This is a genomic window from Pseudomonas fluorescens, assembly GCF_902497855.1.
Lineage (GTDB): Bacteria > Pseudomonadota > Gammaproteobacteria > Pseudomonadales > Pseudomonadaceae > Aquipseudomonas > Aquipseudomonas fluorescens_BI.
The window spans coordinates 154,030-169,777 of sequence record NZ_CABVHU010000008.1; the positions used below are offsets into that span (position 1 = coordinate 154,030).

Genomic DNA, 15,748 nt, shown 5'->3' on the forward strand with positions numbered 1-15,748 from the left:
TCTCAACAAAAACAACAAAAATAGTAGGTCTACCTCGCTCAGTTCAGACAGTATCGAAGGCTCCAAGCCCTCGTTCGACCCGGCCCAAGCCCCTACGTGACAAGGGCTCCGGCCATTCGCCAAGCCCTGTTAAAACTGCCTGTTGGGGCGTTTCAGGGGCGAGGCCACCCACCATTGATAAAGCCGCTTTTTGTTGCGTAGACTGGCGCGAATTCACGGCTTGGAAATGCCCTGCGACACTCGCGCTGTGACAACGTGTCGCACATGTGTCGCCCCCCGACTTGTCGCGCATCAAGGTCTTTTTACCCGCCCCCTGCCATGCAAAACGCCCCGGTGCTCTCAACGAGGACCGGGGCGTTTTTTGCTTTACACGGGAGGCGCGGGATGGGGTCAGCGCAGCGCTCTGCGATTACGCGAAGTGAGCAGCGGCACCAGGATGACCACCAGCACAAAGGCTACCAGCGCCCATTGGGCGAGGGACAGACCGAGAATCGGCGGATACGGCGTCGAGCAGAAGCCGTCGACCTGGAAGCCCAGCGGAAAGATCTTCGCCAGCGGCAAACCGTCGACAATCGGTTGCAGCACATCGATGCCGCAGCTGACGGTCGGGTAGAACTGGGTGTAGACGTGATGCCCGGCCACCCCGACGCCGGCCAGGGCGCAGATCACCACCAGGGTTTCGAACACCGTGATGCTACGGCGGCTGCGCATGGCCGCGCCGATGAAAGCGAAGACCGCAATCAGCAGCAAGGCGTAGCGCTGCAGGATGCACAGCGGGCAAGGCGCCTCGCCCAGGACGATTTGCATGTACAGCGCGCCGCCGATCAACGCCAGGCAGATGACGCCCAGTAACACCAGGTAGCGCCGTTCACGACCCAACCGCATTGTTTCCTCGCTCATTGCGTTTCCCTTCTGAATATCGATTGCCCAAAGTCTACACGCTGACCCGGACCTTTGAGAGCCTGGCGCGCACGGGTGGATATCGGGGAATAGACGACAGGCCGGTTAAGCAGGGATTAAATTTCAGCGATCGGGTTGAATTTTGACCAGGCCGATGGCGTCATCGTCGGAACACCGCCGGGAGCCGGCTCACGCATTTTCCATGGGCTATGTGAGCACCGCAGAACCCCTGTAGGAGCTGGCTTGCCAGCGAAAGCGGTCTGTCAGTCGCCAACTCTATTGACTGTGCCGCCGTCTTCGCCAGCAAGCCGGCTCCTACACGGAATCCGCGTCGTTCACCGACTTGGCGCGTCCGATCAGTCGCCGTAGATATCGGACTTGAAATACTTCTCGGAAATTTTCTGGTATTCGCCGCTGGCTCGGATGCCGGCGATGGCGCTGTTCAGTTGGGTCACCAGCTCGCTGTTGCCCTTGCGCACCGCAATCCCGGCGCCCTCCCCCACGTATTTCGGGTCCTTGAGCTCCGGCCCGACAAACGCATAGCCCTGGCCACGGGGCATCATCAGAAAGTCATTCAGCGGGATGGTGTCGGCAAAAATCGCATCGAGGCGACCGGCCGCCAGGTCCATGTAGATCTCTTCGTTGTTGCTGTAACGCTTGACGTTAATACCCTTGGGTTCAAACACCTCGGTGGCATAACGATCAGTAGTGGTGGCACGTTGCACTCCGATTGTCTTGCCCTTGAGGCTGGCGTACTGGTCATCCACCACCGCGCCTTCCTTCATCACCAGGCGCGATGAAGTGAAGTAGTACTTGTGGGTGAAATCCACCGACTTCTTGCGGTCTTCGTTGATGGTCATGGACGACAGCGCCATGTCGATTTTCTTCACCTTCAGGGAAGGGATCAGGCCATCGAACTCACCTTCGACCCACTGGCACTTGACCTGCATCTGCGCGCACAGGGCATTGCCGATGTCGTAGTCGAAACCGACGATCTTGCCGTCCGAGCTTTTCGAGGCGAACGGCGGGTAGGCCGCCTCGATGCCGATGCGCAGGGTCTTCTCGGCGGCGAACAGGGTGCTGCACGCCAACAGGCTCAGGGCCAGACCGGTGATGAGGGGGAATTTCTTCATGTTCGTTCTCTCGCGGGTTGTTATTGGTTTGGCAAGACAGAAGAAGAGCTGAAACAGGGAAGGCTTTTTTGTACTTATAAATCCATACTGGACTTTTATGTATTGGTCGTCAATCCGGGGCGAATGAGATGGGTCGGCCGGTGGTCGAGAGGTGGGTCCGGGAGATTTTGGGTGTAGCGGATGGCCTCTTCGCTGGCAAGCCAGCTCCTACAGGTTTTGTGTCGTGCACCTTTCATGCAATTGACACAAAACCTGTAGGAGCTGGCTTGCCGGCGAAGGCGTACCTGCGGACACAGCAGAACTTACTGCTTCCAGCGATCCGCCGCCGCATGATCACTGTCACGCCCTTCCACCCAACGCGCCCCGTCACGGGTGTTCTCTTTTTTCCAGAACGGCGCACGGGTTTTCAGGTAGTCCATGACAAAGGCGCAGGCGTCGAACGCCGCCTGGCGGTGGGCGCTGGCGGCGCCGACGAACACGATCGGTTCGCCCGGTTCCAGGGCGCCTATTCGATGCAGCACTTCCAGCTTGAGCAACGGCCAGCGCTGCTCGGCTTCCGTGGCGATCTTGCCGAGGGCTTTTTCGGTCATGCCTGGATAGTGTTCAAGGAACATCCCGGCGACATCCAGCCCATCATTGAAGTCGCGCACGTAGCCGACAAAACTCACCACTGCACCGACGCCAACATTGGCGGCATGCATGGCGTTGACTTCGGCACCCGGATCGAACGCCGTGGACTGCACGCGAATCGCCATGGCTCAGCCTCCGGTCACAGTCGGGAAAAACGCCACTTCGTCGCCATCGCTCACCGGCTCGTCAAGTTGGCACAGGTCTTCGTTGCGGGCACACATCAGGTTCTGCTCGCTCAGTACCTCGGCGCCTTCGCGTTGGGCCAGCAATGCGCGCACGTCATCGACGGTCGCGAAATCCCCCTCAACCTTCACCGAGTCGACGCCGAGCGCTTCCCGGTAACGGGCAAAAAACTTCACGGTGAGGTTCATGGCTGGTCCGCCTGGAAATGGCCGCTCTTGCCGCCGAGTTTCTCCAGCAGCCGCACGCTTTCGACGGTCATGCCGCGGTCCACGGCCTTGCACATGTCATAGATGGTCAGAGCCGCGACGCTGGCGGCGGTCAGGGCTTCCATTTCGACGCCGGTCTGCCCGGACAGCTTGCAGCGCGCGACGATGCGCACGGTATCGTCGCCTTCGGCACTGAGCTCGACCTTGACGCCGGTGAGCAGCAGCGGATGGCACAGGGGAATCAGATCGCTGGTTTTCTTCGCCGCCTGAATGCCGGCGATGCGTGCCACGGCAAACACATCCCCCTTGGGATGACCGCCGCTGACAATCATTTGCAGGGTTTCGGGCAGCATGCGCACCAGCGCCTGGGCCGTCGCTTCGCGGAACGTCACGGCTTTTTCGGTGACGTCGACCATGTTGGCGCGACCTTGGGAATCGAGATGAGTCAGCACGGGGTTACTCCTGATCAGGAGCCTCGATTGTAAACCTGTGGGTCAGATTTTCGCACGCTTGATTATTCAGCGTCGAACCCCTGTAGGAGCGAGGCTTGCCCGCGAACGGAACAATGCGGTCTATCAGGCACACCGCGTTATCGCTCTTCGCGGGCAAGCCTCGCTCCTACAGGTTATGTGTCGGATATAAAAAACCGGGCGGCTTTGGGGCCGCCCGGTTCTTGTAAGGCTGTTACAGATGCGATTCGGCGTATTCGGCCAGAATCGAACGCGGCACCCCTTGCAGGGTGATGTGCACACCATTCGGGAAATCTTTGAAGCGCTCGGTCAGGTACGTCAGCCCGGAGCTGGTCGCGGACAGGTAAGGGGTATCGATCTGCGCCAGGTTGCCCAGGCACACCACTTTGGAACCGGCGCCGGCACGGGTGATGATGGTTTTCATCTGGTGCGGCGTGAGGTTCTGGCATTCATCGATCAGGATCAGGCTCTGTTGGAAACTGCGACCCCGTATGTAGTTGAGGGATTTGAACTGCAGCGGCACTTTGCTGAGGATGTAGTCGACGCTGCCATGGGTGCTTTCGTCATCCATGTGCAAGGCTTCGAGGTTGTCGGTGATGGCGCCCAGCCAGGGCTCCATTTTTTCCGCTTCGGTGCCGGGCAGGAAGCCGATCTCCTGGTCCAGGCCCTGCACGCTACGGGTCGCGATGATCCGCCGGTAGCGCTTGCTGACCATGGTCTGCTCGATCGCCGCCGCCAGGGCCAGGATGGTTTTACCCGAACCGGCGGCGCCGGACAGGTTGACCAGGTGGATATCCGGATCGAGCAAGGCGTACAGCGCCAGGCTCTGGTAGATGTCACGGGGTTTCAGGCCCCAGGCTTCCTGGTGCAACAGGGGTTCCTGGTGCAGGTCGAGAATCAGCAGCCGGTCTTCCTCGATCTCCTTGATCCAGCCGACAAAACCCTGTTCGTCAATGATGAATTCATTGATGTGCACCGCCGGCAGGTTGTCGATCAGCTGCACCTGGTGCCAGGTGCGACCGTGGTCCTGACGGGTTTCGACATTCTTCACGCGGTCCCAGAAGGAGCCGTCCATGTTGTGATAACCATTGGGCAGCAGCGAGACGTCGTCAACCAATTGGTCGGTGCTGTAGTCCTCGGCCGCGATCCCGCACGCCCGGGCCTTGAGCCGCATGTTGATGTCTTTGGTGACCAGCACCACCGGCAGCTTGGGCTCGCGCGCGTGCAGGTCGATCAACTGGTTGATGATGATGTTGTCGTTCAGGTGTTCGGGCAGAATGATGTTCGGTTCCGCACGCTTGCTCATCAGGATCGACAGCAAACCCTTGGGCCCGCTTTTGCCACGCTGGATCGGCACGCCAAGCTCGACGTCTTCAGGGCTGGCGTCGCCCAGGGTCTTGTCGATCAGCCGAATGGCCTGGCGGCATTCCGCGGCCACGCTGTGATGCCCGCTCTTGAGCTTGTCCAGCTCCTCAAGCACGGTCATGGGGATGGCGACGTGGTGTTCTTCGAAGTTAAGCAGGGCGTTTGGATCGTGGATCAATACGTTGGTATCGAGTACATAAAGGATTGGCTGGTTGGAGGAAAAACTACGTCCGTGATCATCCATACTCGGTCACCTTTGTGAGAGCCAGTCGACGCAATACCGTGACAGTGCTGCGCCTCGAAGTGGCCACCGAATTCACCCCGCCCGACCTGACAACGAGCGGATGCAAGTGAACTGCACACATAGGGGTCTTGGAAGACGCCACCTGTGTTGCAGGTTTCGGCGGTCTGTCTTCGTAATACTCCAAAACCTGTGACAGGAAAAAGTACTTTGACGCTTTTTTGAAGTTTATTTTTCAGAGTGACGAATAGCCCTTGGCGTGCAGGCAATGTGCCGTTAAAGTCGGAAGTCCGCCTGCACCGAATTCTCCCCCGAAATCGCCCCTCGCCCAATGTTTACGGCCTTTGGCCATTTTCAGCGAAACCCGTCCTGACAGTCCTCCCAACCGATCCCGCTTTGCGCCGTTTGCGTGACGAGCCAGGGCATCGCCGTTTTCACCCTATCCTGCTTCACATTGAAGTTGATCACGCCGTGGCGCCACAACAGCATCAGGGTCAACACCCGTTGCGCGCTCTGGTCGGGCTTGAGCTTGCCGGCGCCATCCTGGGCATCGATGTCCCACAGCGCCACTTGCAGGCCCTGCGCCTTGAAGAAACTTTCGGCGTCCGCACGACGCTGACCGTCAGGCGGGCGAAACAGCGGCACGTAATTCTCCGGCAGCTTGCCTTTGACCAGTTCGACGCTACGTCGAACCGAGTCCTGCCAGTCCTGCCAGTGGCTGTGGGAACGGAACTCCCAGCCTTGCACGCCGATGCATTGCGTTGAATAAATTGCTTGCAGGCTGGCGACCGAGCGTTCGGCCAGGCGCGCCTGGATGTCCTTGCCGAGGACGAAGAAGGTGCCGGTCATGTTCGACTTGCGCAGGTAGTCGGCCACCCAGGCGGTGTTGTCCGGTGCGGCATTGGCGGCGCTGTCGAAGGTCAGCAGGAACAGCCGGTCATTCATCGTGGCGCCGTTGCGCTCATGCTCGCCAAAACGTTCGACTTCGCTGCTGGTGTGTGGAAACAGTGCGGCCTTGCGCAATTGCTCGTCCAGGTACCGGGCATGGAACAGCCGACTCGGCTCTGCCCACTGGATGTAGTAGCTGTCGTCACTGACCTGGAACTTGGCCGCCTGCTGGCGCAAGGTGTCCATGTCCTCGACCAGGAAACAGAAGGAGGCATCCTGATCGCAGCTTCGCTGGGCGAAGGTGTAGTTGCTCAGCAAACGCTGCCACAGGCGCTGGCGCAGGTGGTTGACCGACTCCAGATTGATCGTGCGCAAGCCCAGGCGCTGGGCCAGGCCCGGTTCGTCCAGGGATTCGCTGGCCAGCAGGACATGGGCGAACATCAGAATTTCAGCGCGTGAGGCAACGTCGAACAGGGTCGGGTTATTGAGCGGTTCGGGCCAGGTACTGCGCTCGAGCGTCGCCACCTCGCTCGGTGCCGCCAGGGCACCGAAGCTCAAGAGCCAGGCCGCGAATAGAAAAGCGATGCGCAATGGGATGTCTCCATAACAAAACCCGCGCGGCACTATAGCTGATGCTGCCATGATTCCTGTAGGAGCGAGGCTTGCCCGCGAAAGCGCTGTATCAGGCAGATTGATGCAGGATGTGCCGCCTTCGCGGGCAAGCCTCGCTCCTACGAGTTTTGCGGATAGCCACCGATCACCTATCACACCCATAGCTGGAGTCAACGCAGACAACCCCCTAGAATCGCCCCCACGATTAAAGGAGACGACTTCATGCTGATGGTGATTTCCCCCGCCAAGACCCTCGACTACGAAACACCGCCGGCCACCCAGCGCTTCACCCAGCCGCAATACCTCGACCATTCCCAGGAGCTGATCCTGCAATTGCGCGACCTGAGCCCGGTGCAGATCAGCGAGTTGATGCATGTCTCCGACAAGATAGGCGGGCTCAACGCCGCGCGTTTCGGTAGCTGGACCCCGGCCTTTACCCCCGCCAACGCCAAACAGGCGCTGCTGGCGTTCAAGGGCGACGTGTACACCGGGCTGAATGCGCAAACCTTCAGCGAAGCCGACTTCGATTACGCCCAGCAGCACTTGCGCATGTTGTCCGGGCTCTATGGCCTGTTGCGTCCACTGGACCTGATGCAGCCGTATCGTCTGGAGATGGGTACCAAACTGGCCAACGCCCGCGGCAAGGACCTGTATGCCTTCTGGGGGACGCGGATCAGCGAATGGTTGAACGAAGCCCTGGCCGATCAAGGCGACGACGTGCTGCTGAACCTGGCCTCCAACGAGTACTTCTCGGCGGTCAAGCGCAACGCCCTGAACGCGCGCATCATCAATACCGAGTTCAAGGACCTGAAGAACGGCCAGTACAAGATCATCAGCTTCTACGCCAAAAAAGCCCGGGGCATGATGAGTCGGTTCGTTATTGAAGAGCGGGTCAACGACCCGGCTGCCCTCAAACAGTTCGACGTGCAGGGCTATCGTTACAGCGCCGAGCAGTCCTCGGCGGACAATCTGGTCTTTCTGCGCGATCACGCGCCAGAGTAGTCACCCGGTCGGCGCACGACACTTATGATCCGTCATGCGCCGACGTCTGATCGTCGAACAATCCCCACCTGATTCGCCGCTTTATTGGCGCCAAAAATCAAGCACCCAATTCTCTAACTTTAGTTTCACTCGACTTCGCTGTTTTTTTTCCGTAGTGGCACCGAAAATTTTCGGCGGTAGTGGCACATTCCTATCTATTGCGCTCATAACCCTATGTATCAAGGGTGAAACAGACGTTGCTATCAATATGAAAGCAGTGCCATCTCTGCCAATATTTCAAGAAATTTCAGAAATCGCGATGAGCGGACCGGAACTATGTCCAAATGCGTAGTTCATACCACCGGTAACGATTCTCACGGTGCATGTACGAGATAACTTACGCAGAGAAGGTGGTTCACGTAGCGAAGTTGTCACATGAACTTGCGCTACTAATCCCTGATTTGGGCAACACCTGAAGGACAGGAGATAACGCATCAACACTATCCCCTGCCAGGCCAAGGCCGCGCCCCTATAAACGTGCTCGCCTGAGCACCCAACCGCTTGATTTACGGGCTTTTTGCCTGGCATTGAGCGCGCAAGACCCTTGCACCCGTGACTTCCACAGAGAAGCTCGGCTGCAAGACAGGGCAAATCATAATAACAAGGCCTAGTTGCGCACATCCTGAGTGCACTTATATAGACACTCGGAACTTATTATGCCTGCGCGCTGCATTATGGCGTCTGCAAGGCCGCACTTGCGAGTGCATTACGACCGCATAACACCATTAATTCCGGCCATGTAATGGCTTGATGAAACAGACTTGATTAACTGAGAGGTAAATGCGATGCGCATCAGCATATTTGGTTTGGGTTACGTCGGTGCAGTATGTGCCGGTTGCCTGTCTGCACGGGGCCATGACGTCGTTGGCGTCGATGTCGCCAAAGACAAGATCGATATGATCAATGCCGGCAAATCGCCGATCGTTGAACCGGGTCTGGGCGAACTTCTGCAGAAGGGCATCGAGACTGGCCGCCTGCGCGGTACGACCAACTTCGCCGAAGCGATTCGCGACACCGACCTGTCGATGATCTGCGTCGGCACGCCGAGCAAGAAGAACGGCGACCTGGAACTGAACTACATCGAAGCCGTGTGCCGCGAGATCGGTTTTGTCCTGCGTGACAAGACCACCCGCCACACCATCGTGGTTCGCAGCACCGTGCTGCCGGGTACCGTGGCCAACGTCGTGATCCCGATCCTCGAAGATTGCTCCGGCAAGAAAGCCGGCGTTGATTTCGGTGTCGCGGTGAACCCTGAGTTCCTGCGTGAAAGCACCGCGATCGCCGACTACGACCTGCCGCCGATGACCGTCATCGGCGAGTTCGACAAGGCTTCCGGCGACGTTCTGCAATCGCTGTACGAAGAACTCGACGCACCGATCATCCGCAAGGACATCGCCGTTGCCGAGATGATCAAGTACACCTGCAACGTGTGGCACGCCACCAAGGTGACCTTCGCCAACGAAATCGGCAACATCGCCAAGGCTGTCGGCGTCGATGGTCGTGAAGTGATGGAAGTGGTCTGCCAGGACAAGACGCTGAACCTGTCCCAGTACTACATGCGCCCTGGTTTCGCGTTCGGCGGCTCTTGCCTGCCCAAAGACGTGCGAGCCCTGACCTACCGCGCCGGTTCCCTGGACGTGGAAGCGCCGCTGCTCAACTCGCTGATGCGCAGCAACGTGTCCCAGGTGCAAAACGCCTTCGACATCGTCTCCAGCCACGGCAAACGCAAAGTCGCCCTGCTGGGCCTGAGCTTCAAGGCCGGCACCGACGACCTGCGCGAAAGCCCGCTGGTTGACCTGGCGGAAATGCTGATCGGCAAGGGCTACGACCTGAGCATCTACGACACCAACGTCGAATACGCCCGTGTCCACGGTGCGAACAAGGATTACATCGAGTCGAAGATCCCTCACGTCTCGTCCTTGCTCAACGCCGATTTCGACGACGTGATCAACAACTCCGACGTGATCATCCTTGGCAACCGTGACGAGAAATTCCGCGCCCTGGCGCAGAACGCTCCACACGGCAAACAAGTGATCGACCTGGTCGGCTTCATGTCCCAGGCCACCAGCGTAGCTGGCCGCACCGAAGGCATCTGCTGGTAACACCTTCCCGTAGGAGCCAGGCTTGCCGGCGAACCAGACGAGGTGATGTGTCAGGTACGCCGCCTTCGCTCCTGTAGGAGCCAGGCTTGCCGGCGAACCAGGCAACGCGGTCTGTCAGGCACGCAGCCTTCGCTCCTGTAGGAGCCAGGCTTGCCGGCGAACCAGGCAACGCGGTCTGTCAGGCACGCAGCCTTCGCGGGCAAGCCTCGCTCCTACGGTTTTTATGCCTGCCTTAACCCCATCGGGCCACCCCACAGGCTCGCCCGAGATCGAGACGGATGCAGATTATGCACAGGCTAAAGCACGGCCTACTTCAGGCCGCCGGTTGGCTGTTTTACCTAAGTTTATTGATGGGCATCGCCATGGCGTTGCCTGCGTCCACGTTCGACTCCGAGTCGAAGGACTTTATCTTCCTGATCGGTATCGTCGGTATCTGGCGCTACTCGATGGGCGCCACGCACTTTCTGCGCGGCATGCTGTTTCTGTACGTGGTCTATCCGCACCTGCGGCGCAAAGTGCGCAAGCTGGGTAAAGCGGCAGACCCGTCCCATGTGTTCCTGATGGTCACCAGTTTCCGTATTGACGCGCTGACCACCGCCCAGGTCTACGCCTCGGTGATTCGCGAAGCGATCGACTGCGGCCTGCCGACCACCATGGTCTGCTCCATCGTGGAAATGTCCGATGAGAAGCTGGTGAAAAGCCTGTGGTCGCGGATGAACCCACCGGATCGCGTCAAGCTCGACTTCGTGCGTATTCCCGGCACCGGCAAGCGCGACGGCCTGGCCTACGGTTTCCGCGCCATCTCCCGCCACTTGCCGGACGACCGCGCCGTGGTTGCAGTGATCGATGGCGACACCGTGCTGGCCGAAGGCGTCGTGCTCAAGACCGTGCCGTGGTTCCAGCTGTTCGGCAATGTCGGCGGCCTGACCACAAACGAGTTCTGCGAAGTGCGCGGCGGCTACATCATGAGCGAATGGCACAAACTGCGCTTCGCCCAGCGCCACATCAACATGTGCTCGATGGCCTTGTCCAAGCGCGTACTGACCATGACCGGCCGGATGTCGGTATTCCGCGCCTCCGTGGTCACCAACCCGGACTTCATCGCCGACGTCGAAAGCGACTCGCTGCAACACTGGCGCCTGGGTCGCTTCAAGTTCCTCACCGGTGATGACAAGTCGAGCTGGTTCAGCCTGATGCGCCTGGGCTACGACACGTTCTACGTGCCGGATGCCGCGATCCACACCGTGGAACACCCGCCGGAAAAAAGCTTCATCAAGGCCAGCCGCAAACTGATGTTCCGCTGGTACGGCAACAACCTGCGCCAGAACTCCCGCGCCCTGGGCCTGGGGATGAAACGTCTTGGCCTGTTCACCTCGGTGGTGCTGTTCGACCAGCGTGTGTCGATGTGGACGTCGCTGCTCGGCCTGACCGTCGCGCTCATCGCGACCTTCAAGTACGGCGCCGCGTTCATCCTGGTTTACCTGCTGTGGATCGGCATTACCCGCCTGATCCTGACCGTGCTGCTGTCGTTGTCCGGTCACACGATCGGCCCGGCCTACCCGGCGATTCTCTATTACAACCAGATCGTCGGCGCGCTGGTGAAGATCTACGTGTTCTTCCGCCTCGACCGACAGTCCTGGAGTCGCCAGCCCACATCCCTGACCCGTGATCTCGCCAGCTTTCAAGGTTGGTTCAACACTTGGTCGTCTCGGACCATGACCTTCTCCGCCGGCAGCATTTTTGTTGCCGTGCTGCTGATGATGGTCTGACCGAACTCGCCTGAATTAACTAGGAAAACGTCTATATGAATACCGCCGTCAACGCCAACGTAGTGCATGAATCAGAAGCCCAGCGCCAACACGCCCGAGTGAAAATCCCGGCCAAGCTGCGCTTCTTCGGTCCTGACCGGACTCCGGTTGAAGCCCGGGTCATCGACCTCTCCGCTGGCGGCCTGGCCTTCAACGCCGGTCAGTTGCCACTCAAGGTCGGCGAGGTTTACAAGGCTCGCCTGCAGTTCGTCATCGACAACCTCGGCCTGGCCATGGACGTGGAGCTGCAAGTACGCTCCTTCGATCGCGAGACCGGCCGCGCCGGTTGCCAGTTCCAGAACCTGGAGCCGCGGGACATTTCCACCCTGCGCCACCTGATCACTTCGCACCTGGCCGGCGACATCGTCAGCGTCGGCGAGATGCTGGCGACCCTGCAGCGCGACAACTTCACCAAGGCGCGCAAGGTCAAGGATGGCGGCCACGGCATGACCCCGTTCGGCCGTCTGCGCGCAGTGACCTTCAGCCTGGCGATTTTCCTCGTCGGCCTGGTGGCCTTCGGTTTCATCTTCAAGTCGGTGTACGGCATGTACTTCGTCAGCCACGCCCAGGCCGGCCTGGTCAGCGTACCGGCGATGAACATCACCATGCCGCGCGACGGCACCGTGCAGAGCCTGATCAAAGACGACGGCGTTGCTGCAAAAGGCGCCCCGCTGGCGACCTTCAGCACCAGCATGCTCGACGTGCTCAAGGGCCACCTGGACGACAATCAGCTGCAGCCGGCCAAGGTTGAAGAGCTGTTCGGCAAGCAGATGACCGGCACCCTGACCTCGCCATGCGATTGCACCGTGGCGCAGCAACTGGTTGCCGACGGTCAGTACGCCAGCAAGGGTGACGTGATCTTCCAACTGGTGCCGCATAACAGCGAAGCCAACGTTGAAGCGCGCTTCTCCTATCGCCAGTTCGGCGACGTGTTGCCAGGCAGCACGGTCAGCTTCCAGATCGCCGGCGAAGACAAGGTTCGCAGCGGCAAGATCGTCAGCAGCACCAGCCTGAACAGCGCCGACCTGTCGTCCGACATCCGCGTCCAGATCAAGCCTGACGAGCCGCTGGACAGCAAGTTCGCCGGTCGCCCGGTTGAAGTGAACAGCACCCGTGGTCCGAACCTGAACTGGCTGATCGACAAAGCCATGGCCGCCGGTCTTTAAACAGAGGACATGCCCGTGACGACTCCAACTATCCTCACAACACCGCAAACCCTGTGGGAGCGAGCCTGCTCGCGAAGGGGTCGCCTCGGTTTGTCTGATGCACCGAGCCGTAGCCTTCGCGAGCAGGCTCGCTCCCACATGGGCTCACTGTGTGCAGTTGCACTCGCGGTAAGCCTGGCCGGTTGCGCCGGCCTGCCCGACCAGCGCCTGGCCAACGAAGCCCTCAAGCGCGGCGATACCGCGCTGGCGGCGCAGAACTACAAGCAACTGGCAGACCTGGGTTACAGCGAAGCTCAGGTCGGTATGGCCGATATCCAGGTCGACAGCCGTGACCCGGCGCAGATGAAACAGGCCGAGGCGACTTACCGCGCCGCGGCCAGCGTCTCGCCGCGGGCCCAGGCGCGCCTGGGTCGTCTGCTGGTGGCCAAACCCGGTTCCACCGAAGCCGAACAGCAAGAAGCCGAAGGCCTGTTGAAGAAAGCGTCCGCCGCCGGTGAAGGCAATACCCTGATCCCGTTGGCAATGCTGTACCTGCAATACCCCCACAGTTTCCCCAACGTCAACCCACAGCAGCAGATCAGCCAATGGCGCGCCGAAGGCAAGCCGGAAGCGGGCCTGGCCCAGGTGTTGCTGTATCGCACCCAAGGCTCTTACGACCAGCATCTGGACGAAGTGGAAACCATCTGCAAGGCCGCGTTGAACACCACCGACATCTGCTACGTCGAGCTGGCCACGGTCTATCAGAAGAAAGCTGCGCCGGAGAAACAGGCCGAGCTGATCAAGCAGATGCAAGCCGCCCAGGCGCGCGGTGCGGTCTCCGCTCAGCGCGTGGACAGCGTCGCTCGCGTACTGGGTGATGCAACCCTGGGCACGACCGACGAGAAAACCGCGCAGTCGCTGCTCGAAGGCATCGCACCGGGCTACCCCGCTTCCTGGGTCAGCCTGGCGCAACTGCTCTACGACTTCCCGGAACTCGGCGACGTCGACACCATGATGAAGTACCTGGACAACGGCCGCGCCGCCGACCAGCCCCGCGCCGAACTGTTGCTGGGCAAGCTTTACTACGAAGGCAAAATGGTCCCGGCCGACGCCAAGGTCGCCGAAGAGCACTTCAAGAAAGCCGTCGGCCGGGAAGTGGCCGCCGACTACTACCTCGGCCAGATCTACCGCCGTGGCTACCTGGGCCAGGTCTACTCGCAAAAGGCCCTGGATCACTTGCTGACCGCTGCGCGCAACGGCCAGAACAGTGCCGACTTCGCCATCGCCCAATTGTTCTCCCAAGGCAAGGGCACCAAGCCCGACCCGCTTAACGCTTACGTCTTCAGCCAATTGGCCAAGGCCCAGAACACCCCGCAAGCCACCGAGCTTGCGCAAACACTCGAAGCCCAGCTGCCGCCTGCCCAGCTTGCCGAGGCCCAACGCCTGTTGAAACAAGAACAGGCCGTTCGTGGTGCCTCGAGCCAGAACACCCTGGAACTGCATGCCCTGGAAGAAGAAGACGGCGAGGAATCCCTATGAAGTTGAATCCATTCGTTAAGGCCGGCATCGGCCTGTCATTCGCCCTGTTGTGGTCGTGCCCGACCCTGGCAGCCTTGACCGAAAGCAAGAACTACGGCCTTGACGTGAAAGTCACCGCCCAGTCCGAAGACGATACCGACCTGGGTACGGCGAGCGGCGGCGACGTTAATGGCGTCGGCCTCGACCTGCGTCCATGGATCTATGGCGAGAGCGGCGCGTGGAGCGGTTACGCCATGGGTCAAGCCGTGACGTCGACCGACATCATCGAGACGGACACCCTGCAACAGTCCGACAGCGACGGCACCCAGGCCACCGACAGCGGTGATCGCAAGAGCAAGAAAAACTACCTGGCGATGCGTGAGTTCTGGGTCGGCTACAGCGGCCTGACGCCCTACCCCGGCGAGATCCTCAAGCTCGGTCGTCAACGCCTGCGCAATGACGATGGCCAATGGCGCGACACCAACATCGAAGCCCTGAACTGGACCTTCGACACCACCCTGTTGCGCGCCAACGCCGGTGTGGCCGAACGCTTCAGCGAATACCGCACCGACCTCACCGAACTCGCGCCCAAGGACAAGGATCGCCTGCACGCTTACGCCGATGCGGCGTACCAGTGGAACCCGGGCAACTGGGTCGGCATTCGCGGTCATCACACCCACGATGACGGCAAGCTGGACTACGCGCAGCCGGGTGTGGCCGCCGATTCCCTGGACAAGAAAGAGAACGGCGACATCAGCTGGATCGGCCTCACCGCCGACAGCGATGCCTATAACTGGCGCAACACCAACACCGTCAATTACTGGGGCAGCATCACCGGCATGAGCGGCGACCGCGACAGGGTCAACCCGCTGAACGCCGACGGCACCGCGCCGGCACAAGCCAAGAACAGTGGCGATGTCGATGGCTGGGCCACCGACCTGGGCGTGCGTCTGCGCCTCGATCCGCAATGGCAAGTCGGTGCAGCCTATGCCCGCGCCAGCGCCGATTACGAACAGAACGGCCTGCAAAGCAACCGCTCGAACTACACCGGTACCCGCTCGCGGGTTCATCGTTACGGCGAGGCTTTCCGTGGAGAGATGAACAACATGCAGAGCGCTACCCTGTTCGGTTCGTGGATGCTCAACGACGAATACGACGCCAGCGTGATCTACCACAAGTTCTGGCGCGTCGACGGCAACAAGCCGGTCGGCAGCAACGGCATCAACGCCGTGCAGAACGACACCGATGACGTGACCGGCGCCGTACTCTCCAGCACCTCGCTGCCGCTGGAAGATGGCAACAAGGACCTCGGCCAGGAAATGGACGTGGTCGTCACCAAGTACTTCAAGCAGGGCCTGCTGCCCGCCGCCTTGAGTCAATCGATCGATGAGCCTTCGGCCCTGGTGCGTTTGCGTGGCGGTGTATTCAAGCCGGGCGATGCCTACGGCAAAGGCGTCGACTCGTACATGCACCGTGCGTTTGTCGACGTGATCTGGCGCTTCTGAT

The 15,748-nt window shown here is 60.2% G+C and carries 13 protein-coding genes; 6 read left to right on the forward strand and 7 right to left on the reverse strand.

Annotated elements, in window-relative coordinates:
* Window positions 1-390: 390 nt before the first annotated feature.
* The 7 genes from F8N96_RS17545 to F8N96_RS17580 form a co-directional block, all read right to left on the reverse strand.
* The gene (locus tag F8N96_RS17545; protein WP_150798854.1) at window positions 391-900 is read right to left on the reverse strand and encodes a disulfide bond formation protein B; all 510 of its coding nucleotides are present in this window, start codon (window positions 898-900) and stop codon (window positions 391-393) included.
* 356 nt (window positions 901-1,256) lie between these two features.
* Window positions 1,257-2,033: an ABC transporter substrate-binding protein gene (locus tag F8N96_RS17555; protein ID WP_150798855.1), complete on the reverse strand. Its 777-nt coding sequence runs from the start codon at window positions 2,031-2,033 to the stop codon at window positions 1,257-1,259.
* 302 nt (window positions 2,034-2,335) lie between these two features.
* The gene (gene moaE / locus F8N96_RS17560; RefSeq protein ID WP_150798856.1) at window positions 2,336-2,788 is read right to left on the reverse strand and encodes a molybdopterin synthase catalytic subunit MoaE; all 453 of its coding nucleotides are present in this window, start codon (window positions 2,786-2,788) and stop codon (window positions 2,336-2,338) included.
* Between the two features lie 3 nt (window positions 2,789-2,791).
* On the reverse strand, window positions 2,792-3,034 hold the full coding sequence (gene moaD / locus F8N96_RS17565; RefSeq protein ID WP_150798857.1) for a molybdopterin converting factor subunit 1: 243 nt from the start codon (window positions 3,032-3,034) through the stop codon (window positions 2,792-2,794).
* Window positions 3,031-3,504: a cyclic pyranopterin monophosphate synthase MoaC gene (gene moaC / locus F8N96_RS17570; protein WP_150798858.1), complete on the reverse strand. Its 474-nt coding sequence runs from the start codon at window positions 3,502-3,504 to the stop codon at window positions 3,031-3,033. Before moaC ends, moaD begins: the two co-directional genes overlap by 4 nt.
* 232 nt (window positions 3,505-3,736) lie before the next feature.
* Entirely contained in the window at window positions 3,737-5,131 is a 1,395-nt protein-coding gene (locus F8N96_RS17575) for a PhoH family protein (protein WP_150763875.1), read from the reverse strand.
* Between the two features lie 351 nt (window positions 5,132-5,482).
* On the reverse strand, window positions 5,483-6,607 hold the full coding sequence (locus F8N96_RS17580) for a polysaccharide deacetylase family protein (RefSeq protein WP_150798859.1): 1,125 nt from the start codon (window positions 6,605-6,607) through the stop codon (window positions 5,483-5,485).
* A 243-nt stretch (window positions 6,608-6,850) separates the two neighbouring features.
* Here F8N96_RS17580 and yaaA point away from each other — a divergent pair, with 243 nt between their 5' ends.
* The 6 genes from yaaA to F8N96_RS17610 all read left to right on the forward strand — a co-directional run bounded on the left by yaaA (window position 6,851) and on the right by F8N96_RS17610 (window position 15,747).
* Window positions 6,851-7,630, forward strand: coding sequence for a peroxide stress protein YaaA (yaaA, locus tag F8N96_RS17585; protein ID WP_150798860.1), 780 nt, complete (start codon window positions 6,851-6,853; stop codon window positions 7,628-7,630).
* A gap of 824 nt (window positions 7,631-8,454) precedes the next feature.
* On the forward strand, window positions 8,455-9,771 hold the full coding sequence (locus F8N96_RS17590; RefSeq protein ID WP_150798861.1) for a nucleotide sugar dehydrogenase: 1,317 nt from the start codon (window positions 8,455-8,457) through the stop codon (window positions 9,769-9,771).
* A 287-nt stretch (window positions 9,772-10,058) separates the two neighbouring features.
* Window positions 10,059-11,540 (forward strand): mannuronan synthase, encoded by a 1,482-nt coding sequence (alg8, locus tag F8N96_RS17595; RefSeq protein WP_412071813.1) that lies wholly within the window; start codon window positions 10,059-10,061, stop codon window positions 11,538-11,540.
* A 35-nt stretch (window positions 11,541-11,575) separates the two neighbouring features.
* Window positions 11,576-12,745 (forward strand): alginate biosynthesis protein Alg44, encoded by a 1,170-nt coding sequence (locus tag F8N96_RS17600; protein WP_150798863.1) that lies wholly within the window; start codon window positions 11,576-11,578, stop codon window positions 12,743-12,745.
* Window positions 12,746-12,760: 15 nt separating this feature from the next.
* Entirely contained in the window at window positions 12,761-14,263 is a 1,503-nt protein-coding gene (gene algK / locus F8N96_RS17605) for an alginate biosynthesis TPR repeat lipoprotein AlgK (RefSeq protein WP_318187376.1), read from the forward strand.
* Window positions 14,260-15,747: an alginate export family protein gene (locus F8N96_RS17610; RefSeq protein WP_150763881.1), complete on the forward strand. Its 1,488-nt coding sequence runs from the start codon at window positions 14,260-14,262 to the stop codon at window positions 15,745-15,747. The genes algK and F8N96_RS17610 overlap by 4 nt, the downstream gene beginning before the upstream one ends.
* Window position 15,748 lies beyond the last annotated feature (1 nt).